General features: G+C 63.9%; 21 protein-coding genes. 4 read left to right on the top strand and 17 right to left on the bottom strand.

What is annotated here, in order from left to right; genetic code table 11:
* Positions 1-185 precede the first annotated feature (185 nt).
* On the top strand, positions 186-701 hold the full coding sequence (locus tag M5C98_RS02085) for an HU family DNA-binding protein (protein WP_272550674.1): 516 nt from the start codon (positions 186-188) through the stop codon (positions 699-701).
* A gap of 112 nt (positions 702-813) precedes the next feature.
* On the opposite strand, the gene M5C98_RS02080 is transcribed toward M5C98_RS02085, so the two are convergent.
* On the bottom strand, positions 814-1,566 hold the full coding sequence (locus tag M5C98_RS02080; protein ID WP_272550673.1) for a tyrosine-protein phosphatase: 753 nt from the start codon (positions 1,564-1,566) through the stop codon (positions 814-816).
* 365 nt (positions 1,567-1,931) lie between these two features.
* On the opposite strand from M5C98_RS02080, the gene M5C98_RS02075 reads away from it, so the two are divergent.
* The 3 genes from M5C98_RS02075 (at position 1,932) to M5C98_RS02065 (ending at position 6,206) form a co-directional block, all read left to right on the top strand.
* Positions 1,932-3,380: a diguanylate cyclase domain-containing protein gene (locus M5C98_RS02075; protein WP_272550672.1), complete on the top strand. Its 1,449-nt coding sequence runs from the start codon at positions 1,932-1,934 to the stop codon at positions 3,378-3,380.
* A 39-nt stretch (positions 3,381-3,419) separates the two neighbouring features.
* Complete coding sequence (locus M5C98_RS02070) at positions 3,420-4,316, top strand: alpha/beta fold hydrolase (RefSeq protein ID WP_272550670.1); 897 nt, start codon at positions 3,420-3,422, stop codon at positions 4,314-4,316.
* 252 nt (positions 4,317-4,568) lie between these two features.
* The gene (locus M5C98_RS02065; protein WP_272550669.1) at positions 4,569-6,206 is read left to right on the top strand and encodes a cryptochrome/photolyase family protein; all 1,638 of its coding nucleotides are present in this window, start codon (positions 4,569-4,571) and stop codon (positions 6,204-6,206) included.
* 254 nt (positions 6,207-6,460) lie between these two features.
* Here the strand turns inward: M5C98_RS02065 and M5C98_RS02060 are convergent, their stop codons facing one another.
* The 16 genes from M5C98_RS02060 to M5C98_RS01985 all read right to left on the bottom strand — a co-directional run bounded on the left by M5C98_RS02060 (position 6,461) and on the right by M5C98_RS01985 (position 20,008).
* Positions 6,461-6,730: a hypothetical protein gene (locus tag M5C98_RS02060; protein ID WP_272550668.1), complete on the bottom strand. Its 270-nt coding sequence runs from the start codon at positions 6,728-6,730 to the stop codon at positions 6,461-6,463.
* 166 nt (positions 6,731-6,896) lie between these two features.
* Positions 6,897-7,106, bottom strand: a complete 210-nt coding sequence (locus M5C98_RS02055; RefSeq protein ID WP_336298492.1) for a hypothetical protein — start codon at positions 7,104-7,106, stop codon at positions 6,897-6,899.
* A 77-nt stretch (positions 7,107-7,183) separates the two neighbouring features.
* A complete protein-coding gene (locus tag M5C98_RS02050; RefSeq protein ID WP_272550665.1) occupies positions 7,184-7,516 on the bottom strand; it encodes a DUF6527 family protein in 333 nt (110 codons plus the stop codon).
* Positions 7,513-7,878, bottom strand: coding sequence for a hypothetical protein (locus M5C98_RS02045; protein ID WP_272550664.1), 366 nt, complete (start codon positions 7,876-7,878; stop codon positions 7,513-7,515). Before M5C98_RS02045 ends, M5C98_RS02050 begins: the two co-directional genes overlap by 4 nt.
* Positions 7,875-8,327: a hypothetical protein gene (locus tag M5C98_RS02040; protein WP_272550663.1), complete on the bottom strand. Its 453-nt coding sequence runs from the start codon at positions 8,325-8,327 to the stop codon at positions 7,875-7,877. Before M5C98_RS02040 ends, M5C98_RS02045 begins: the two co-directional genes overlap by 4 nt.
* A complete protein-coding gene (locus M5C98_RS02035; RefSeq protein WP_272550662.1) occupies positions 8,324-8,773 on the bottom strand; it encodes a hypothetical protein in 450 nt (149 codons plus the stop codon). Before M5C98_RS02035 ends, M5C98_RS02040 begins: the two co-directional genes overlap by 4 nt.
* Positions 8,760-9,176: a hypothetical protein gene (locus M5C98_RS02030; RefSeq protein WP_272550661.1), complete on the bottom strand. Its 417-nt coding sequence runs from the start codon at positions 9,174-9,176 to the stop codon at positions 8,760-8,762. The genes M5C98_RS02035 and M5C98_RS02030 overlap by 14 nt, the downstream gene beginning before the upstream one ends.
* A 4-nt stretch (positions 9,177-9,180) precedes the next feature.
* Positions 9,181-9,600 carry a structural protein P5 gene (locus M5C98_RS02025; RefSeq protein ID WP_272550660.1) on the bottom strand — a complete coding sequence of 140 codons (420 nt, stop codon included), beginning with the start codon at positions 9,598-9,600 and terminating at the stop codon, positions 9,181-9,183.
* Positions 9,601-9,667: 67 nt separating this feature from the next.
* Complete coding sequence (locus tag M5C98_RS02020; protein WP_272550658.1) at positions 9,668-10,117, bottom strand: hypothetical protein; 450 nt, start codon at positions 10,115-10,117, stop codon at positions 9,668-9,670.
* Entirely contained in the window at positions 10,118-10,684 is a 567-nt protein-coding gene (locus tag M5C98_RS02015; protein WP_272550657.1) for a hypothetical protein, read from the bottom strand.
* The gene (locus tag M5C98_RS02010) at positions 10,684-12,063 is read right to left on the bottom strand and encodes a hypothetical protein (protein WP_272550656.1); all 1,380 of its coding nucleotides are present in this window, start codon (positions 12,061-12,063) and stop codon (positions 10,684-10,686) included. Before M5C98_RS02010 ends, M5C98_RS02015 begins: the two co-directional genes overlap by 1 nt.
* Positions 12,060-12,971: a carbohydrate-binding protein gene (locus M5C98_RS02005; RefSeq protein ID WP_272548200.1), complete on the bottom strand. Its 912-nt coding sequence runs from the start codon at positions 12,969-12,971 to the stop codon at positions 12,060-12,062. Before M5C98_RS02005 ends, M5C98_RS02010 begins: the two co-directional genes overlap by 4 nt.
* Positions 12,968-18,448, bottom strand: a complete 5,481-nt coding sequence (locus M5C98_RS02000) for a phage tail length tape measure family protein (protein WP_272548201.1) — start codon at positions 18,446-18,448, stop codon at positions 12,968-12,970. Before M5C98_RS02000 ends, M5C98_RS02005 begins: the two co-directional genes overlap by 4 nt.
* 76 nt (positions 18,449-18,524) lie before the next feature.
* On the bottom strand, positions 18,525-18,785 hold the full coding sequence (locus tag M5C98_RS01995) for a DUF1799 domain-containing protein (RefSeq protein WP_272548202.1): 261 nt from the start codon (positions 18,783-18,785) through the stop codon (positions 18,525-18,527).
* 62 nt (positions 18,786-18,847) lie between these two features.
* Positions 18,848-19,264 (bottom strand): phage tail assembly chaperone, encoded by a 417-nt coding sequence (locus M5C98_RS01990; RefSeq protein ID WP_272548203.1) that lies wholly within the window; start codon positions 19,262-19,264, stop codon positions 18,848-18,850.
* 93 nt (positions 19,265-19,357) lie between these two features.
* Positions 19,358-20,008, bottom strand: a complete 651-nt coding sequence (locus tag M5C98_RS01985; RefSeq protein ID WP_272548204.1) for a phage tail protein — start codon at positions 20,006-20,008, stop codon at positions 19,358-19,360.
* Between the last annotated feature and the right edge of the window lie 102 nt (positions 20,009-20,110).

Below are 20,110 nucleotides of genomic sequence, written 5' to 3'. Positions count from 1 at the left end.
ACGCGCGGCAAAGCGACCTGGCCGGCGCCGCTTTCTGCGCGCGCCTTGGGGCATGAAAACCCAGCATCCATGCCGCTTGCAGCGCGCAATCCGCGTGCGGCCCGCGCCCGTGGATGCAAACCCCCTAGAATCCGGCGACCAGCATGCTGGAATGTTCACCACTTTTTCCGAGAAATACCAACACCATGGCAACTGCAAAGAAAACCACCGCTCCTGCAAAGAAGGCGGCCCCCGCAGCCAAGAAGGCTGCAGCCCCCGTGGCCAAGAAGGTCGCAGCACCGGCCAAGAAAGCCGCTCCCGTGAAGAAGGCCGCAGCTCCCGCCAAGAAAGCCGCCGCCCCCAAGGCCAAGGCCCCGGTCGCCGCCAAGGCAGCCCCCGCAGCGCTCAAGCCGCTGAAGGAAGTGTTCACGAAGACCTCGCTGATCGCCCACCTGGCGCAGCAGGCCGGCGTCGAGCCCAAGGCCGCCAAGGCCGTGCTCGCAGCGCTGGAATCGGCCATCCTGGCTTCGGTGCACAAGAAGGGCTCCGGCGAATTCACGCTGCCCGGCCTGATGAAGATCGGCCTGCAGCAAGTGGCCGCCAAGAAAAAGCGCTTCGGCAAGGACCCGTTCACGGGTGCCGAGCGCTGGTTCCCCGCCAAGCCCGCATCGGTCAAGATCAAGACCCGCGCGCTGAAGAAGCTCAAGGACGCAACGGCCTAAACCGCCGATGGGCCGCAGTGCCTGGCACTGCGGCATCGAAAAAGCCGGCACCCGTTGCCGGCTTTTTCATGCCTGGGCCCCTTGGGACCTGCGGTTGCCGGCGACGCGCCGATCAGGGCTCCAGATACCACTGCGCCAGACGCTTGCGTTCGCTGGGACCCACCCCCAGCCGCTGCTCCAGGTACTGCAGCACGCCGCCATGGTCCGCATCCACGGCCTGCAGGGCCGCTTCGAGAAAATCCTGCTGCACGCGCCACAGCACGTTCAGCACCGCTTCGGGCGCAGCCCCGTTCACCTGCGCGGGCCGGCGGTACAGCCCGTTGGTGAGCAGGTAGTCCTGCATGACCACCTCGCGCGGCACGCCAAGCGCCAGCAGGATGAGCGCCGCCGCAAAGCCCGTGCGGTCCTTGCCGGCGGTGCAATGGAAGACCAGCGGCGTGTGGTCTTCCAGCAGGTGTTCGAACAGCGTGGCGAATTCGCGGGTGTTGTGCGCGACGAAAGCGCGATAGGTGTCGCGCATCAACTCCATCGCGATCTCTGGCGTGAGCGTGTGGCCCGACAGCGCCATTTCCTTGGCACGCTGCACCACCGTGGGCTCGATGGACAGCGGGTAGTAAGCCACGTCGGGCAGCACATAGGCCAGCGTGGCGCGCTCGTGTTCGCCACGGAAGTCCACGGCCCGCGCCAGGCCCAGCGCCGCCAGCGTCTGCGCATCTTCCGGGGTCAGCGCAGCCAGGTGGTCGGAGCGAAACAAACGGCGCCAGCGCACGGGCCGGCCCTGCTCGCCCGGGTAGCCCCCCAGGTCGCGGAAATTGGTGGCGCCCAACAGATTCAGCGAACGGGTGTAAGGGTGGGAGTCGCTCATGCAGCCACTTTATGCGAAAGGCGCGCGGCTCGGATCGCCGGGAAAGGGGAGTGGCCCATCGCGTTGATCGCGCTGCACCGATGCGCCAGCCGGGAAGCGCCACCCTATACTGGCTACGCACAAGCCAAACCCGCTTGCTGGGAGCGATTGCGGGGATGTTGCCCGAGCAAGCGGGCGGCGGGGCCGAAGCGCTTTGCTGGGCACACGCGCGCAACGGCATGAGTTGAAGTGTCCTGAAGAGGCACCGCGAAGAACAAGGCGCATGCCTGACTCTGCAGAGCAGGCGCATGACAAGAATCCAAGGTCAGTGACCGCAACGACGGCCGGCCTTCCATTCCATCATTTTCAGGAGGGGGCTTTCATCCATGAAGAAGACGCTGGCGAACGCTTCCACCAGAAAGCTCTTGATGCTGCTGGTCCCGGCGCTGATCATCGTCCAGGTGGTGGCGTTCGTCTTCCTGCACTTCGCCAACCGCAACATCGCGCTGGAAAGCGTGGACTCCGCGCTGGAAGGCGGCGCTCAGACCTTCCTGTACACGGCCGCCACCCGCAAAGACAACCGGCAGCAGACCTCGCTGCTGGTCACCAAAGACTACGGGCTGCAGCACACGATCGCCAACGGCAACCGCGCCACCATCGAGTCGGCGCTGGCCAGCCAGCTGGCACGCACGGGGGCCGAACTGATCGTGCTCACCGACCTCAATCACAAGATCGTGGCGCGGGCCTCGGCAACCCAGCTGTTGAACGAGCGCGACATGGACCTGGACGCGACGCTGGAAGCATTGGCGACCGAGATCAGTGAAACCGGCCGCAGCATCGGCCCGCTGGCTGCGGGGGAGCACACCCCGGTGCTCTATAACTGGGTCAAGGCCACGATCAGTGCGCCCATGCCCATCATGAACATCTTCCTGGGCTATCGCGTCAACACCATGGCGGTGGAGCAGTTCACCAAAATGACCCAGTTGAAGATGGCGTTTTTGTCGCAGGAGAGCGAGGGCGACTTCGTCATCCACACCTCGACCCTGCCTGGCATCGTGCTGAACAAGAGCATTCACCAACATGCGCAGTCTTCCGATAACTTTTCGGCGGAAGGCACGGATGGCGCGCAGTACCGGGCCAAGGTCATCAACCTGGGCGGGCTCCAGGGCTCCAATGTCCTCGCGGTGGTGGCCAAGCCTTTCGCGCCGGTCTTCTCGCCCTTCCTGCGGCTGGAGGGCCTGTTCGCGGCGAGCATCCTGTTCAGCTCCTTCATCTCCATCCTGGCCACCAACCTCATCACCAACCGCGTGGTCGTTCCGCTCGAGAACGTGGCGCACCGCGATGCGCTGACCCACCTGGCCAACCGCCGGTTGTTCGAGATCAACCTGCAGAACGCCGAGCAGAACCAGCAGGCGCTGAACACCGGGTACGCCATCCTGCTGATGGATCTCGACAAGTTCAAGGCCATCAACGACAACTACGGCCACGAGGCGGGGGACGCCGTTCTGAAAGAGGTGGCGCTTCGCACCAAGAAACACGTGCGATCGTCGGACACGCTGGCACGCCTGGGAGGCGATGAATTCGCCATCCTGATGCGCACCCAGGACCTGCAGCGCGTGCAGGAGGCCGCGGCGGCCATCGTCAACGCCATCCGGCAACCGATTCAGGTGCGCCCGGACCAGTGGGTGAACGTCGGGGCCAGCATCGGCATCGCCCGCTCGCCCGAGAACTCGACCGTGGCCGCGCAGGTACTGCACTGCGCAGACCTGGCCATGTACGCGGCCAAACAGCAGGCCACGGGATTCAAGGTTTACGAGGATACGTCGCCAACGTGATGTCGCAGCCAAGCCGCGGATGAGGTAGGACGGGTCCGATTGACTTGGTTTGAAATTCTGGACCCAATGGGTGTCTGTCTTTCACTGCAAAGGTTGTGCCGAATGCCCAAGCTCCAAACCGAATCCAGCGCCCGCCATCCTGTCGAGATCCACTATGAAGATTATGGTCAGGGCGCCCCCGTCGTTCTCATCCATGGCTGGCCCCTGAGCGGACGCTCATGGGAGGCCCAGATCCCCGCCCTGGTCGAAGCAGGCTACCGCGTGATTGCCTATGACCGCCGCGGCTTCGGCGCATCGTCGCAACCCTGGAATGGCTATGACTACGACACCTTCGCGAAGGACCTGGATGCGCTGATGACGGGCCTTGATTTGACGGATGCCACCCTGGTCGGCTTCTCGATGGGCGGCGGTGAACTGGCGCGGTACATCGCCCAATACGGCAGCCAGCGCGTGGCCAAGCTGGTCTTCGCCGGCGCCGTTCCGCCCTACCTCTACCAAAGCGCCGACAACCCGGAGGGTGGGCTCGACGACGCGACGATTGCGCGATTCCAGGAAGGCGTCAAAAAAGACCGGATGGCATTCCTGGAGAACTTCACGCACAACTTCTTCAGCGTGGACGGCGAGTTGAAAGTCAGCGAGGAACAGCGCCAATACGCACGCGACATCGCCGCGATGGCATCGCCCAAAGGCACCCTCGACTGCATCGAGGCGTTTGGCAAAACCGACTTCCGCGAAGACCTGAAAAGCGTGAAGGTGCCGACGCTCGTCCTGCACGGCGATGCAGACTCCATCGTGCCACTGGAAGTCAGTGGTGCGCGCACGCACAAGGCGATCCCCGGGAGCGTGCTCAAGGTCATCGCGGGCGCTCCCCATGGCTTCAATCTGTCGCATGCGAAGGAGTTCAATGCCGCGCTGATCGGCTTTTTGAAGAGCTGACGCCACAGCCGAACCGCACGCCCCCACTCGGTCGACCTTCGAAGAGTTCGAGCGGCAAGCGCTTGCGCCAAGGGTACGAGCTGGCGCTGGCTCGCAATTGGACGCCGAAAGAAATCGTGGACGCCTTTTAAAGCGTCCGAATCATCGTCAATGCCACGGCGATCCTGCATGAATGCGCCTTGGCTTTGGCGCGACTGGCGAAGGCCCGGATACGGCCCGTCCACCCATTGATCCGCGTTGGATATGCCGCGCATGACGCTCTCCGACTTCAGCGAAGAAGACCCGATCCAAAGGCCCGTTCGCACCCTCGTCATCGTGCTGGGCGATCAGCTCGATCTGGAGGCTTCGGCATTCGATGGTTTCGATCCCGACCAGGACTGCGTGTGGATGGCCGAGGTGAAGGAAGAGTCCACGCACGTCTGGTCCTCCAAGCCGCGCATCGCGATGTTCATTGCGGCCATGCGGCACTTCGCGCAGGCAGTCCGCGGCAAAGGCTGGAGGCTGCGCTACACGCGCCTGTATGGCCCGGGCCGCAGCGACACGCTGGCGGGCGAACTCCAATCCACGCTTCGTACGCTGCGACCCGACCAGCTCGTCATGACGGCGCCCGGGGACTGGCGGGTATGGACGGCGCTGTCCTGCGCCGCAGCCGAGGCTGGGCTGGGGTTGGAAGTCCGGCCCGACCGCCACTTCTACACGACCGTCAAAGAATTCGCAGCCTATGCACGGCATCTGCAAGGCAAGCCTTTGCGGCTCGAATATTTCTACCGGACACTTCGGCAACGCCACAACGTGCTCATGGCCGACGGCGAGCCCGAAGGCGGCCAATGGAATTACGACAAAGCCAATCGCCAAACCTTCGGCCGCAATGGCCCGGGCATGGTCCCGGAACGAAGCCGCTTCGAACCGGACGAAACGACGCGCCATGCGCTGCGATGGGTCCAGGAGCAGTTTGCGGACCACCCCGGCGATCTGGAGAGCTTCGCGTGGCCCGTCACCCGGCAGGACGCATTGCAGGCGCTGGCAGATTTCATCGACCACCGGCTGCCCGTGTTCGGCCCTTACCAGGATGCGATGTGGCCGGGCGAGCCCTGGCTGTACCACTCGCACCTGTCCGCTGCGCTCAACCTCAAACTGCTGAACCCGCGCGAGGTCGTCGCCGCAGCCGAGGCGGCCTATCGGGCCGGCAGGGCACCGCTGGCGAGCGTGGAAGGTTTTATCCGGCAGATCCTCGGCTGGCGCGAATATGTTCGCGGCATCTACTGGACGCAGATGCCGGCCTACGTCGAACGCAACGCGCTGGAAGCCTCAGGCGAATTGCCCGCCTGGTACTGGACCGGCGGCACGGACTTCGAATGCCTGCACCAGACCATCCGCCAGACCCTGGCGCATGGCTATGCGCACCACATCCAGCGCCTGATGGTGACGGGCCTTTTCGCGATGCTGCTGGGGGTCAAGCCCAAGGCCGTGCACGAGTGGTATCTGGCGGTCTATGTGGACGCCGTCGAATGGGTGGAGTTGCCCAACACGCTGGGCATGAGCCAATATGCCGACGGAGGTTTGATGGCCAGCAAGCCCTACATCGCCACCGGGAAGTACATCCAGCGCATGGGCGGGCCTTGCGCGGGGTGCAAATACGATCCCGCCGCTTTTCAGGGCGATGCGGCGTGCCCGTTCACCACTCTGTATTGGGAATTCCTTCTTCGTCATCAAGCCCGGCTGGAAAATGCGCCCCGGCTCGAATTTCAGCGAGAGCGGCTGGGCACGCTGAGCCCAGCACAGCGCGAGGGCATTCAAGACAGAGCAGCCGCCATACGAAGCGGTGATGTGGGATGCGGACGTCGGGAGGGACTGCGTTATTTGGCACCCGTTCCAATAAGTCTTGGATAGAGTGATTTGAGCAGAGCAACGCGTTACCACCCACTGAAAGCCATTTGCCGGCGCAGAAACAAAAAAGCCCATCGCTATGGATGGGCTTTGAGAGATGTTTGGTGGCCTGGGGCGGAATCGAACCACCGACACAAGGATTTTCAATCCTTTGCACAAAGCCCCTGTGGCGCGGCGTAGCGCTTGGCCCGTGGGAATTTTTCGGTCAAGCTGGGGTGCGCAGATCGGATTTTAGCGAGGTGCGTTTCCCATGAGATTTAACTCTTGAGTTGCCCGTGCAAGGTCATCAGACGCTGGGCCAGCGTCTCGCTGTCGTGCCGCATGGTCGCGGTTAATGTGGTCCCGATGCTGACGTGTCCATACCAGATATGGAAGGCGGACACCTCGGGCAGCGGGCCGGCGCCGCATTCGCGGATGGCCCCGCCAATCGTCGAGGCGTCGAAGGTGGCCACCTCTGCGTGGCCGTTCAGGACTTGCGCCGCATAGCGGCCGGGCTCTTCTTTATGAATCTGCAGGGTCAGGATCATGGGCGGTCAACGGTTTACGGAGCGGCAGGGCAACAACAGCATGAGTATCCCCGAAGCCAGATAGCTCACACGGCTGCCCACGACCTGCAGGCGGAAGGCAGCTGATAGCCGGCAGCGAGGCCCTACGTCGCCCCACCTGGCCACGAAAGAGTGGCCCAGGCCGGGGCTATTCGCTCGGCAACGCGGGCTTGATGGGCGCCCGGCAGTTGCCCAGCGCCGTCAGCAACTCCCCCTCATACCCTTCTCGCCGCTCGATCTCCGGCATGGCGGCGCGCGCGAAGTCGTCCACCGTCGCGCCCATGCGCAGGGCCTCGGTGGGCATGGACGGCCGGTCGGGCACAGGCTCTTCGCAGGCCACCGGGATCGGTACATTCACCCGCTGAACTTCCACATGATTTTGGGTTGCGCACCCCGCAGCAAGTGCGCAGTAAGCTATCAAAGCAATAGCGGTTTTCATGGCATATCCTCCAACGCGCCAAGCGGCACGGTCCGCCCGCGCAGGTCGTGCGAGCTGTCATCAAGGTATTGCGCGCACCCGTCCGTGATCCAGGTGTGGCACCGGTGGGCGTGGCCGGTGTTGAGCACACTGGGGCGCAGAGTCGGCGCCGTAGTGCTGCCATTCCATGTCCAGCACCCCGTGCCTTCGCGCCGACCTTTCAGCATCACTGGCAACGTGAGGCGCCCCGCCGGGCCGGGAATGTTGAGCGTGACATGGGTGGCATCTTCGATCGCGCATGGGGCGTAGCGGCCAGAGATCATCCGCACCGGCTGAGCCAGGGTCATCATGGCCGCGCCCTCCCCTTAAGCCAGTCATCGACCCGGGCCTGCGCGCTGGCGCAAGCATCACCCGGCACGGCGGCCGGTGCGGACAGGATCGCGTCGGCCTTGGCGTTGTGCACGGCGGCGCGGCCGGCAGCGGCCTGGCGAGCCGGGGCGGCGGCGGCGGCGCGCTGCTTTCCGGCCTGGGCCAGATCCTCAACGCCCGCGCTGCAGGCGCTGGCCGCCGAGCGGATGCCGTCGCGCTGCTGCTGCATAGCCTGGGTCTCGCCGCGGGCTGCGGTGGTTTCGTCGCGCTGGCCCAGGTAGGCCCAGCCCAGGGCGGCATTGGCGGCGACGCTGGCCGCCAGCAGGTACTGGCCCGGGGTCATGGCAGGGCCTCGCAATCACGGGCACTGCCGTTGCGACGCTCGGCATAGCATGCGCGGTGTGCGGCCTTGGCACCCGCCTTGGCATACCCGCATCGCTCCAGTAACGAGCCAGCACGCACGTACCAGGCCGGCGCCAGTTCGGCCTCGTCGAAAGCGATCGACAGCAACTCGCATGCGGAAGACTCTGCCGGCGGAGCCTCTGCGCAGTCCGCGTACATGCGCACGATGGTCTGGGTATGCACGCGCCGCTCCAGGGGTGACGCCCCCGCGCGCAGCACCGGCAGCGGTGGGCACGCACGGGGCTCAGGTTCCGCGGTGCGCGCTGGGGCTGCCTCCCAAGCTGGCACGGCGATGGCCAGCACGCGATCCTCGGCAGGCGCCTGCGCGGGCGAGGCTGCGCAGCCCATAATCATTGCGCAGACAGCTATCAATAATGCAGCACGGGTCATCGTGCGCCTCCTTCCTTGATGCGCTGGTTGGCCCGCGTGATCGTGGTGTTGATCGCCTTGCGGTCGTTCTCCAGCGCCGCAGCGGGTACGCCCGCCGCCTTGGCGGCCTTGCCTGCGGTGGTGGCCGCCGTGGCCGCCGTGTCCGCGGCATCCTTGGCTGTCTCTGCCGCCGTGGCCGCGGTGTCCGCCACGGCGGCCAGCTTGACGGCGGTGCTGGCCTGGCGGCCGGCGATGACCTCCAACGCCTGCTTGTGCGTGCCCTGCAATCGCTCGATCTCTGCGTTGGCATCCTCGCGGGTGGTCTGCACCCCAGCGAAGTAACCCACGCTCATACCGCCGCCCAGCATTCCGCCGATCACGATGGCCTGGTGCATCACATAGACCCAGCGCGCGCGCCGGCTCCCCGATGGGGCGCATTCAAGCGCCGAGTAGTCAGTGTTTGGCATTGAGTTGGTCCTTCAGGGATGTGACCTGGCCGCGCAGGGCGTGCATTTCCGCCGCCTGCAGGTCCAGCTTCTCGGCCTGCTGCTGAAGCAGGGTGGCCTGGTGCGTGAGCTGCCGGGTCATCTCGGTCAGCTGCCCGCGCATCTCGCCCACCATCTGCAGCGCCTCGTTGCGTTCCTCCGCGAACTTGTCGGCGCGGATGGTCATCGCCTCGAGCGCTTTGTCGCTGCGGCCAGCCACCTCGCGCCAGTGGTCGATCGCGCTGATGTTGGCCGCGTCGTTCGCGGCGCCCACAGCGCGCTGGCCCCGCTCGCGCCAGAGGTACACGCCCACTCCCATCAGCACGGCCATGAAGCCGCCGAGAGGGCCTTTCAGTTCGGTGATGAGCCCGACGATGTCACCCATGGGCTCACTCCAGCGCCAGGCGCACGGCCTGGGCGATCAGGTCGGCGCTGTACGGCTGCTGGCCGTTTTCGTGGGCCACGATCGCGGGCACGATGCGCGCCAGGGTGTCCGGGTTCTGCAGGTCGATCTGGTCATCCACGCCCACGCCCAGGGCGGCGGCCACCTGGCGCGCATAGGCGCCGGTGTTGTTCTCGCTGGGCGGCGCCCACCGGCCGATGATCGCGGCCGGTGTGCGCAGACCGTGCTTGCGCTGGTACGACAGCAGCACCTTGGCCAAGGCCCGCAGGCCCCATTTCGGCTCGCTGAAAACGACGAAGCGAGGATCGCCGCTCTGGTCGGCGGCCATGCCCTGCCAGCGCTCGGCGGTCCGGTCGATGTTGCCGGGGTTGTTGTTGCGGATGCCGCGGGGTGTCGTGGTGGTCATGGCTTTCCTTCGGGCGAAAAAAAAGCCCGCTGGTGCGGGCTGTGGGGTGGCGAGTGGCTCATGACGTCTAGAGCCTCACATGGCGCTCTTCATCGGTGGGCGGCGCGGTCAAGATCGCATCCACATCAAGCTCGAATCCTTTGGCCACAAGAATTTGAAGCGCCCCGGGCAGATCGGCGCGCTTGAGGTCGATGTACCTGCGCACGCTGGTATCGGTAATGAGCGCCTTCACGGCGGCGTCATCGCTCTGCAGGATGGCCCACTTGTTAATCCCAAAGCGATCAAAAAATGCCCCCACGTCGATCCACCAGAATTCTGGTTTGTCCTGTGGGTCCACGACAACAACCGGCGCCAGCACAGGGACGCCGTTTTCATCGATGCTGATAAAAATCCGCCCGATGATTGAATCGTTATAGTCCCGGGTTTGAATATATTCAGGATTGCTCAGCTCTTCGCTTACCTGAACAATGGACTGAATAAAATTCGTCTCGGAATTCACATGAATATAGTTGAACATTTAACCCCCATTGAAAGTAACGACTTCCCAGCCGATGGTTTCTGCTGCACCGGCACCTGAGCCCTCAGCATTGAAACCAATCTGAGAGGTATTCAGGGCGGGAAAGTAGCAGCCCGAGCCTGAATTGAAATTTCCGGTGTTGGGAGTGACCCCCAAACAATGCACTTCTGATTTGGCAACATCCACGGACGCGATTGCAGTCCAAACAGCATTGCCCATACCGAACTCAGCAGTGCTAACGCCTCTCTGAATTCTGACGTTAGAAAATTCGGTGACTTCCCATGTCACGTAGAAACTAGAGTTCCCCGCAAAAGAGCGGGCCGCGGACCGCGTAAACGTCAACGTGGTGCTGTTCGCCAGGGAAAGCCTTCCAAACGGATAATTTTGATTGTCTTGCATGACGTCTCTGACGCCCAGAAGGCGAACCGAGGCAAGATTCGTGTCTGCAATTGCAATCGGCAGACCGATATTCACAGATGCAGCAGTGGTAGCGCCAGAGTAAAAAAGCCCCCGCTGCACTCGGATGAGCCCTTCACCCTTCATCATTGTGTAATCTACTGAGGCCATTATTCAATCATCCATGAGTCATTAAACAAGTTATAGGCGAAGCCGAACTTCGAGAAAGGCTTATTCAGCCTCACGCTATCGGCCGACGTGGACAAGACCACGCCATTTCCAATGACGTTTTTGTCTTTATAAAAAATTGCGTTATCGGTCCGGGAGTTTGTGTAGAAATAAGTGCGATCACCATCTTCGGGAAGCTCTGGAAAATACCAAACACCAGCCGAAGCATTTAAGGAGGTGGCAATATGATTAACGCGGTTATTGCCCAGTTGCGTATTGCCGTACATATCGCCGCCGGACGCCGTCAGCGTGGACGATGGCAACGCTCCAGTGGGCTTCCATCGGCCCCACGTCGTCCCCACCTTTTTGCGTGCGAAGCGCAGGCCCGCGCCCAACACGTTGCCCACCACGCTGCACACCGCTGTCTGCGTTGCATCGAGCCCGGCACCTGCCCCGAAGCCCAGCGTCTCTACCACCCAGTCGTAAGACGTGCCCCAGCCCGCGCTGGCAGAGTTGGCTGTGATCACGGGCAGGTGCGTGGTTGCATAGGCGCTGTTGACGCCGGTGATGACCGTCACGCTGTTGAGCGGCGCGAGGTCCGCGTCCGTGTAAGTGCCGGCGGCTATGGTCTGCACGCCCGCTGCCGCCCCGTTGGCGGCCAGCACAAGCCGCCAGCTGGCCAGCGTGCCCGCGCCCATGGTGGCGTTGACCTGCAGGGTGATCTGACCCGTGCTGCGGTCGTGCGCAGTCACCGGCCCGGCCATCCAGATGGAGGTGTCCGCCGTGCTGACCGCCGACACGTACTGGCCGACCGCAAAGGACTTGCCCGCCTCGATCGCGAAGACCTTCGCGCCCAGACCGATCGTCAGGCTGGTGGTGCTGGTGGACTCGAAGGCGAAAGCGGCCAGGCTCAGGGCAGTGTCCCGCGCTCCTTCGGCTCCGGTTCGCGCTGTTTCCGCGCCAGTGCGGGCCGTCTCGGCACCGGTGCGCGCCGTGCCCGCGAGGCCCGCCTGCGAGTCGGCCGCGTCGCGCGCTGCCTCGGCGCCGGTGCGCGCCGTCTCTGCGCCCGTGCGCGCGGTGCTGGCCAGGCCGGCCTGAGTGGTGGCGGTGCCCGCTGCATTGTTCGCCGTGTTGCGGTAGCCCATGGCCAGGTCGGCCTGTGCGGTGGCCGTGGCTGCCGAAACATCCGCAGCCACGGCCCGCTCGTTTGCGGCCGTGGCGTTCTGGTATGCGTTGGCGCCCAGGTCATTTGCCTGCGGCACAAAGGCCACCTGTGCCGCGACGGTGGCAAAACCCTTGGCGTTGAAATCCGCTGGCGTGTCGGTCGGCAGCGGCGCCGGAGGCAGCACGTCGATGATCGGCGGGGAAACGATGGCGGTCATGTCAGCCCTTCCAGCTCCAGTTCGGAGTCTGCGTAGTCGTAGTAGGAAATCACGATGTCAAAGGACTTGTAGAAGCCGTAGACCGTGGTCGATTCGTAGCGGCCGGAGCCGATCCAAAGGCATGGCTTGGCGCGCACCTCGGCCAGGAAGGCGTTGAATGCATCCACTTCGGCCGCTGTCAGCAGGAGCGAGAAGCTGGCGCGCTTTGCGAACGCGCGCTCGACCACCACCACGTCACCGAACTCCGTGCGCTCCTTGCGGCTGTAGTCTTGGATGCCCACCCGCGCGCCGGACTTGACCCCCAGCCCGAAAGTGCGCAACTGGCCCAGCAGCAACACGCCCACCGCCAGCAGCGCACTGCCAGTGAAGTCGATCAGCACGTCAGCGCCGGGGAAGCTGGGGATGTCCATCAAAACGGCCTGCGTGGCCGCGCGGCGCTCCCCGAAGAACCACTCCCACCATCCCACCGAGACAGGCACGCGGGAGAGATCCACCGTCTTGTCATACACCGTCCCGTAGGTGGGATCGATCACGCGCACGCGCATGCTCGTCGCCCCTATGAGATTGAGCGCGGACAGAGATGTGATCGCCTGGCCCGGCCGCAGCCGGTACTGGATGGTGGACGCCTGCGCGGTCTGCGAACTCACCGAGCGGTCGAAGACCTTCCAGCGGTTCGTGGCGCCCACCTCCACCCAGAAGCCCGCCGTGGTCGTCGGGTCCTTGCCGACGTTGCCATCCTGCGTGCTCTGGAACACCTTGTGCGCGCCGACGTGGATCACCCGGGCGCCGGCGGCGTAGGTGGTGCCCGAGGACCACGCGGGATAGTCGGCCTCGGCCACGTTGGTGCTCACCAGCATGGCTGCGGTGACGATCAGCGGCCGCACCACGTTCAGATTTCGGATGCTCATGCAGTCGCCTCTTCTCTCTCAGCCGGCAGGCCATCGCCGTCCCAGCGGTCCAGCACCTTTGCCACGCGTGCATTCAAACGCAGGAGCGCGCCCGCTTGGGTCCGGTTTTCTTCCCGCAGCGCGCGCACCTCAGCGACCAACTCGGCGGTAGCGAAACCGCTCCCCCATGCCGTGCCGCTGGCCCAGGGGTTGAACGCCTTGGGCACGATGGCCTCGCCCTCGTGAATCTGGGCCAGCATGTCTCTCTGGACGTAGTTGGTCCCAACCGCGAAAGCAGGAATACCCACCGTGGCGCCGGCCTTGATCCAGTCGGACAGGAAAAACCCGCTCAAGATGGAAAGGTCATCCATCGTTGCGCCCGCACCCTTGAACGCGGTCAGCAGCCCGGTCAGGTCGCCAGATCCGTCGTAGGAGTGGTACAGCGGCGCCAAGACATCCAGCTGGGCAATCAGCGCCTGGTCGATGATCGGCTCATACCCGACCCCGGCCGTGCCCGCTGACATCACCCGGCTGTACTTGGCGGTAGCGGCAGGCGCGGTGCTTCCACTGCCTCCCCACACCGCTCCGCCGCTGTTGACCTCCGTCGGGGCCTTGGTGTTCACCCCCGCGGTCTTCGCCCCGAGTGCCAACGCCACGCGGTCCACCGCCTGCGCCACAGTGAGGGTGGCATCGAAGGTTCCGTTGGCGATGTCGATCTGCCGGCGCCAGTACTCCAGCACCTTGTCCTGCGCGCGCAGCTGGTCGTTCAGCGTCTTGGTTTGGGCATCCAGCGCTGCCAGCTGGTTGTCCATCGCCTCGACCTGCTGCTCCGCCAGCGTTTTCTGCTTGCCGCTGATCGCCTCCAGCTGTGACAGCTTGCCGGCCAGCACCAGCGCATCCCGGTCCTTCTCAAACTGGGTGCTGTAGCTCTGGGAATCCAGGCCACCGCGGGCCGCAGTGATGGCCTCCTGCAGCGGCGCCTGCTCCGGCAGGTAACCTGTGCTCTTCGCGTTGGCCAGCGCTTGATCGATGAAGGCGAACCCTTGTGCGGCCTGCAGCTTGGCTGTGGACTCCACCTGGCCATACAGATCCTGCGCCTGACCACGCACCAGCTCAAACACACCGGTGATGAGCGAGAGCGACTCGTTCGCGATATCGCGCTGCAGGTTGGTGGCGGTGCGCTGCGCATCGATGTTCTCGATCTGCGCATTGATCCGCTCGCTCTCCAGCGTGGCCGCGTCGCGCAACCGCGAGTAAGCCGTTTCGCGAGCCTCCTGCGCCTTGACCAGCGCCTGGGCAGCATCCTCCGCCTTGTAGATCTCGATCACCATCGCGGCCAAGGCCGGATTGAGGTCCAGCAACGCGTAGTACTCCTGCAGCCGGCGCAGGTCCAGCGCCTGGCGGTCCTTGCCCTGGGCGATCAAGAGCCGCTGCTCCAGGTCCCGGCCCTTGTCCGCAATGCTCTGCTGGCGCTGCGCCGCCTCTTGCGCCGCACGCACACCGTCGTCCGCTGCGGCGGTGACGCCAGCAAACGCACCGGCCAGTTGGACCAGCACGGCGTACGCCTTGCGACCAGCATCGGTGTTGAGGTCCTGTGCATCGATCAGAGCCCGGTATTGGGCGCGAGCGTCGGTGGCATCAATGTCCGGCAGCTTGATGTCAATAGCGTCAGCCTGCGATTGCAGTTGCCGCTGCATGGCTGCACGCTGCTCCTCCTTCGAATAAAAGTTCTGAAAGTAGGTCCCTGTGGCTTCGCGCATCTTGTCGGCACCGCCGAACGAGTCGATCAGCTTGCTTGCCATGTCGGCGCCGGCGAGACTTGCGTCGTACAGCGAAACACCGAGCATTTCGAAGATGCCATTGACCGTCGTGATGCTCCCGGCGAGGCGGGTCAGCGTGTCGATCGCCTTCTCGTTCTCGCGGGCGTACTCGCTAGCGACGTAAACCGTGCGGGTGATGGTGTCTGTCACCTCCTGCCATTCACCAGCGATCTCGTTATCACCGGTGATCGGTGCACGTACGGTGTTGGTTCGCGTGACTGTCTCCGTCACCGTTTTCCAACTGCCAATGACCTGCTGCGCCAACTCGTTGTTGGCAGTCTCCAGCGCGGTCTGGATCTTTGCGGATATCTGCTCTGCATTCAACCCGTCGAATTTCAGGCCCACACCGCCCGTGTCAGGGTGGAGCACGTCACTGCCCAGCGTGACAGTGAACTTGCGCACGGCGTCCGAGCTGATGCCCAGGGCGTCAGCCATGTCCCCCACGCTGGAGCGCATCGCGTCGAAGGTCTTCTGCAATGTGTCGCTCTGAGCCTTCTGCGCCGTGATCTGCTCTCCATACAAGCGGTCGATTTCATCGATGCGCTGTTGGTACTCCACAGCCTGACCCGTGGCACCTTGCCCCTGGTCCCGCAGCTTCTTGAGCTCCGACTGAAGCAGATCGCGCTCTTGGGCAGGGTTGCGCAGACGGTAGTCGGGGCCGCCAAAGAGCGTCCCGCCCTCGCGCCACAGCTGGTAGGACTCGATGTCACCCGCGCCCAGCGTGCCGCGCAGACCGCCCCCGACCTGCTTATCCGATCTGAAGGCACCCAGTGCGTTCAAAACCAAAGCTGCGACCGCCACGAAAGAACCACCCGCACCCCATGGCACGGCACCCGCGCCGCCTGCCGTGCCGTAGGCGCCATTGGTCGCCAGCAGTCCGTCGATGCCGGTGCCAGTGGCGTTGCCCCACACGGTTCCCAGTGCGTTGGCTCCAGACATCGTGCCGCCGATGTACTGCGAGCCGATGTTGTACAGCTGGGAGCCCGTGTTGTAGAGGCTGTAGCCATTGCTCACGGTTCCGACAGCACTACCACCCCCACCCGTCAACCCGTTGGTGAGCCCGGAGACCACGCCCGACACCGGCGCCAGGACTGCGCTGATGATGGGGCGCAACACGAGGGTGTTGAACATGTTCTTGAGCGTGTCGCGCAAGTTCTCCGCAAACCCTTTGCCAGACTCGAAGCCCCGCAGCAGCGCATCTGTCAGGCTGCGGTTGATCTCGTCGGTGGTCTTCGTCCAGTCGTCGCGGATCACCTTCGAGACCGCGGCCTCGCCCTCAATACGCTTGGCCTGCTCCAGCTTGGCGCGCTGCGCCTGCTTTTCGTCGTCGGACAGGGTGGACTTGTTGATCTTGTCCAACTCCTTGGCGTACTTCAGTTCAACCAGCCGTAGCGCCACGATCTTCTCGCGCTCCAGGGCGGTGAGGCCGACCAACTGCGCCTCATCCTCGTAGAGCTTGGCCTGTTCTTGGGCGTTGCGCAGGATCTCGCCGGTGTGGGCGTTGATCGTCTTCAGGTCACCCTGTTGGAGCGATGCCACCCAGCGCTTTTGCGCATCGATCGCTGCGTCCATCGCCGCCAAATGCTCCGCAGTCCATGGGCCAGCGTCCTGCTCCATCGAGCGAGCCAACTCCATCTGCGCGAGGTTCATCTCGGCAATGGCGATTTTCGATTTTCCGAAGGAGGCGTTGGCTGCCTCTTGCGCTTCGGCCTGCTTGTTGGTGGCCTCGGCGCCCTTGTAGATCGACTCCAGGAACTTTTGGAAGCCGGCCTCAGAATCGGCTTGGCTCTTGACGCTCTTTTCCGCCTCGATGCGGACCTTCTGGACCACAGCAAGCCTATTGGCCTCTACCAGTTCCAGTTGCTTCACGGCACGGGTGCGGACATCCAGCTTACCGTTCAACTCCTCTTGAATCTTGGCGGCAAGGCGCTCTCCCTCTGTGAGCTTGTCCGCCGCAGTGCCTCGCTCCTTCAAGCGAGCAATGTAGGACTCCTCGTCCTTGATCTTCGCGCGGATGCCGGCCAGTTCGGATTGGCCAACCATTTGCCCCGCGCTGGCCTTCTTGCTGAGCGCATCAAGCCGCTCCTTCACGCCATCCAGACGTGACTGCAGCTCTTGCGCTTCTGAACTGGTGCCCTTCCCCGCTTCTTTCAGCTTGGTCAGGACAGTGCGCAGGCGATCGCCCTGCTCCCGCACTTCCGCCATGGAGGACGCCACCGACTTGTAGCTCTTGGTGGCCTCCAGAGCAGACTTCGCCTCTTCATCCAAGGTGCTGACGGGAGCGCCCCAAGATCCCGTGGCGCCGCCAGTGCTGGGTGCCCATGAGCCTTCCGCGCCTCCCGTGTTCACAGATGAGGCAGGAGCGGACGCGAATGTCCGGTAGACCGCTCCATTGAGGCCACCCTTGAACTGGTCCTCCAGCCAAGGCGGCAGCCGCGCCCTTCCCAGCCACTCCACCAGGTTCGAAACCTTCATGATCAGCCCAGCGAACATTTCGTTGGCGGCTTTCAGCCCGCCCGCATCGTTGATGCGTGAAATGGTCAGTGTCCAGGTGTCGCCTAGGCCATTGATGGCTTTCTCAAGCGGGGTCAGGGAGTCTTGAGCCAAGCCCTGAGTGGACGCCTTCAGCGCATCGAACAGCACCGCCTGAGCGCCCGCCTTGTCGCCGACCGCCAGCATTGCATCCACAGCGAGATACTGGCTTGCAGTCAGGACATTGAGAGCCTCGTCCAACTGCTTTGCACCCTTGGCCGGATCGTTAAACGCTTGAGCGAGCGTCTTCGCCGCAGTAGGGGCATCGGTGCCAGTGGCCACGGCGAAGTCCGCCACGCTTAGTGCCAGATCCCGGAACAGCTTGCCCCCGACCTCGCGAGTCTTCACGAACTCATTGATGATCGCGGAAGCTGCTGCCTTAGATACATCAGGCAAGAACGTCAGTTCCTGCTTCAACGCCTTTATCTGGTCGCGCGTCAGGTCTGCAGAGCGGCCCGTGGCCTGGAGCTGGATCGCGATGGAGTTGGACGATCGCAGCGAATCTTCCGCGCGGAACATGGCAAAGCCAAGCCCGGCGACAGCAGCTGCTGCAACCGTGAATGGATTGACCAGACCGAGGACATAGCCGCCCAGCGCTCGCGCGGCATTGCCGGCACCACCGAACATGTCCTTCAACTGGCCGCCCTGCTGAAGCAGCACCGTCAGCGGGGCCTGGCCACCCTGCAAGCTCGTGATGATGTCGGTGAACTGCGCCGGCACGCCGCGCAATGCAGCGGCAGTCTGCTTCGCGGACACACCCATGGTGTTCAAGGAACCGCTGGCTGCCTGCTGCGCGCGCTCCGCTTGACGTAGCTGGTCGATGTACGGTTTGAGTACGTCTGCGCTCACGCCGCGCTGCTGGCCCAGCGTCTCGTAATAGGAGGCGCTGCCCTTCTCTCCGGCCTTCATGGCGGCGGTGGCGCGCTCGATGCTGCCGATGATCGAGCGAGCTGCGCCGTCCACCTTTTGGGACGCAGCAGGCGCACCATCACCAATGGCGGCAAGGCCCTTCGCTGCCTGCTGGCCGGACTGCTGCACGTCCTGGGCCATGTCGCGCACGTCGCGCTTGATGCCGTCGAGGCCCGGCTTCACGCCAGAGGCGTCTACCTCGAAGGCCAATGCTGCTTTCCGCTCTTGATCTGCCATTTCGGATCGCCCAATGAAAAAGCCCTGCGGGGTGAGCCGCAGGGCTTTTGTGTGACTCGCCCAGCTTGGGCGTTTTTTACTTATCGCTTGAGCGTTGCTCGGCCATCACCTCAAGGGCCGCGCACTCCATGTGCCGCACGTCCTCATCGAGCTGATCCCGGTCTTCGGGCTCAAGCGCCATGCGATCGAGGCGCGCCAACAGGACGTTGTGATCGAGCCCCGTCGGCCCGCCCATGCTTACCCGCCACTGGGTAGCCAGCATCTGAAAAAGGCGGAAGGCCTCCCAGTTCTCTGGCCAGATCTCCACAACCTCATGGTCGTAGTCGGATGGCGTCATGCCCCAGGCAGCCAGCTCCCTGGGATCGGGCGGCGGCTTGTACAGTGCAGCCGCCGCAGAGGTCAGTTTCCCAGGCGGCCTTCGGTGATGGCGGTGCGGTACGTTTCCACGATCGCAGCGGTAGCACCAGGCAGTTCGTCGGCCAGTTGCTCCAGCGACTCGCGGGAGAGCTCGACGTCGAGGTTCCATCCTTCCAGGATCTCCAGGATGTACTGGGCGTTCGCGCCCACGGTCTTTTCGAGGTGATCCTTGAGGGAGAAAGGCTTCGGTTCGTTTTGGCCGTCCCGCTCGGCGCTTTCCTCTGCGGCCTTGCCCTCAGCGCGCGCGGCTTCCGTCAGGCCGTCCACGAACTCGCCGAACTCCTTGCGCGTGCGGTACTTGAACAGGCATTCGATGGTGCCCGAGGTGCCATCGAGCATCGGGACGGAGATGGTCTTCTTGAAGTTCTTCGGACGGTTGCCCAGCTTGATCTTTGCCATGGTTTTTTGCTTTCAGAGGGAGAGAAAAAGACCCGCGCCGCTTACGTTCGGCGGGGCATGAAAGAGGCCCCGAAGGGCCCGTTGCGAAATCGATCAGGCGGCCTGGTAGCGGACGGGCCGGCCCTGCAGCGAGATGGTGGCGCGCACCTGCATCACCTGGCCCTTGGTCAGGGTGGGCGTTTCGTTGAACGACACGTAGCCGTTGTAGAGAATCACCGAGCCATTGGGCAGAGTGATCTTGATCGCGCGGATGGCGCGGGTTTCTCCGGCCAGCTTCAGCGCTTGGTAGCCCGGCAGCGTGGGGTCGTCGCCGATGCCGATCTGGATGGACTGGGCGCTCGTCACCGTGGGCAACTGGCGTTCGTAGTCCTCTTCCAGGAAGGAGAAGTTCGCGAACTGCTGGTCGCCGCCGTTGGTCGTGAACTCCAGAATCTGCGGGATCTGCGTCCAGGCCGTGATCTCGCGCAGCGAGCCCGCCGACGAGCCCACCGGGAAGCGGTTCGCGTCCGTGGTGTTGATACCCGACACGTCCAGCACGTTGGCTGCCACGTTGGCGGCCTTGAAGATCCGCTCGCTGATCTTTTGCCAGCCGGTCTTCAGTTCGTAGAACGCGCCGTTCAGGAGACCGTGGGCCGGCGAGGTAACAACGCCAGGATCGGCGTTGCTGATGGCGGAGACCGCCTTCACGGCACCGTAGCCGGTTGCAATTGCGACGGTCGCGCCGTCGGGGAGAGATACAGCCATGTTGGGCCTTTCAATGCAAAAAGCCCGCGACGCGGGCACTGGTGGGATGCCCTCGCGGGCGGGATGGCACAAGGGCCAGGAATAAAAAAGCCACCCGAAGGT

This window comes from Acidovorax sp. NCPPB 3576 (genome assembly GCF_028473605.1).
GTDB lineage: Bacteria > Pseudomonadota > Gammaproteobacteria > Burkholderiales > Burkholderiaceae_C > Paracidovorax.
The sequence above is the reverse complement of the archived record's forward strand: the minus strand, read 5'-3'. Positions and strand labels throughout refer to the sequence as shown.

Bases quoted from the DNA above. Each gene is read 5' to 3' on its own strand.
- M5C98_RS02045 (WP_272550664.1), bottom strand. From the start codon at position 7,878: ATGACCCCGGGCCAGTACCTGCTGGCGGCCAGCGTCGCCGCCAATGCC.
- M5C98_RS02030 (WP_272550661.1), bottom strand. From the start codon at position 9,176: ATGGGTGACATCGTCGGGCTCATCACCGAACTGAAAGGCCCTCTCGGC.
- M5C98_RS01995 (WP_272548202.1), bottom strand. From the start codon at position 18,785: ATGACGCCATCCGACTACGACCATGAGGTTGTGGAGATCTGGCCAGAG.
- M5C98_RS02015 (WP_272550657.1), bottom strand. From the start codon at position 10,684: ATGGCCTCAGTAGATTACACAATGATGAAGGGTGAAGGGCTCATCCGA.
- M5C98_RS02035 (WP_272550662.1), bottom strand. From the start codon at position 8,773: ATGCCAAACACTGACTACTCGGCGCTTGAATGCGCCCCATCGGGGAGC.
- M5C98_RS02050 (WP_272550665.1), bottom strand. From the start codon at position 7,516: ATGATGACCCTGGCTCAGCCGGTGCGGATGATCTCTGGCCGCTACGCC.
- M5C98_RS02065 (WP_272550669.1), top strand. From the start codon at position 4,569: ATGACGCTCTCCGACTTCAGCGAAGAAGACCCGATCCAAAGGCCCGTT.
- M5C98_RS02005 (WP_272548200.1), bottom strand. From the start codon at position 12,971: ATGAGCATCCGAAATCTGAACGTGGTGCGGCCGCTGATCGTCACCGCA.
- M5C98_RS02040 (WP_272550663.1), bottom strand. From the start codon at position 8,327: ATGACCCGTGCTGCATTATTGATAGCTGTCTGCGCAATGATTATGGGC.
- M5C98_RS02080 (WP_272550673.1), bottom strand. From the start codon at position 1,566: ATGAGCGACTCCCACCCTTACACCCGTTCGCTGAATCTGTTGGGCGCC.
- M5C98_RS02075 (WP_272550672.1), top strand. From the start codon at position 1,932: ATGAAGAAGACGCTGGCGAACGCTTCCACCAGAAAGCTCTTGATGCTG.
- M5C98_RS02085 (WP_272550674.1), top strand. From the start codon at position 186: ATGGCAACTGCAAAGAAAACCACCGCTCCTGCAAAGAAGGCGGCCCCC.
- M5C98_RS02000 (WP_272548201.1), bottom strand. From the start codon at position 18,448: ATGGCAGATCAAGAGCGGAAAGCAGCATTGGCCTTCGAGGTAGACGCC.
- M5C98_RS02025 (WP_272550660.1), bottom strand. From the start codon at position 9,600: ATGACCACCACGACACCCCGCGGCATCCGCAACAACAACCCCGGCAAC.
- M5C98_RS02020 (WP_272550658.1), bottom strand. From the start codon at position 10,117: ATGTTCAACTATATTCATGTGAATTCCGAGACGAATTTTATTCAGTCC.
- M5C98_RS02060 (WP_272550668.1), bottom strand. From the start codon at position 6,730: ATGATCCTGACCCTGCAGATTCATAAAGAAGAGCCCGGCCGCTATGCG.
- M5C98_RS02010 (WP_272550656.1), bottom strand. From the start codon at position 12,063: ATGACCGCCATCGTTTCCCCGCCGATCATCGACGTGCTGCCTCCGGCG.
- M5C98_RS01990 (WP_272548203.1), bottom strand. From the start codon at position 19,264: ATGGCAAAGATCAAGCTGGGCAACCGTCCGAAGAACTTCAAGAAGACC.
- M5C98_RS01985 (WP_272548204.1), bottom strand. From the start codon at position 20,008: ATGGCTGTATCTCTCCCCGACGGCGCGACCGTCGCAATTGCAACCGGC.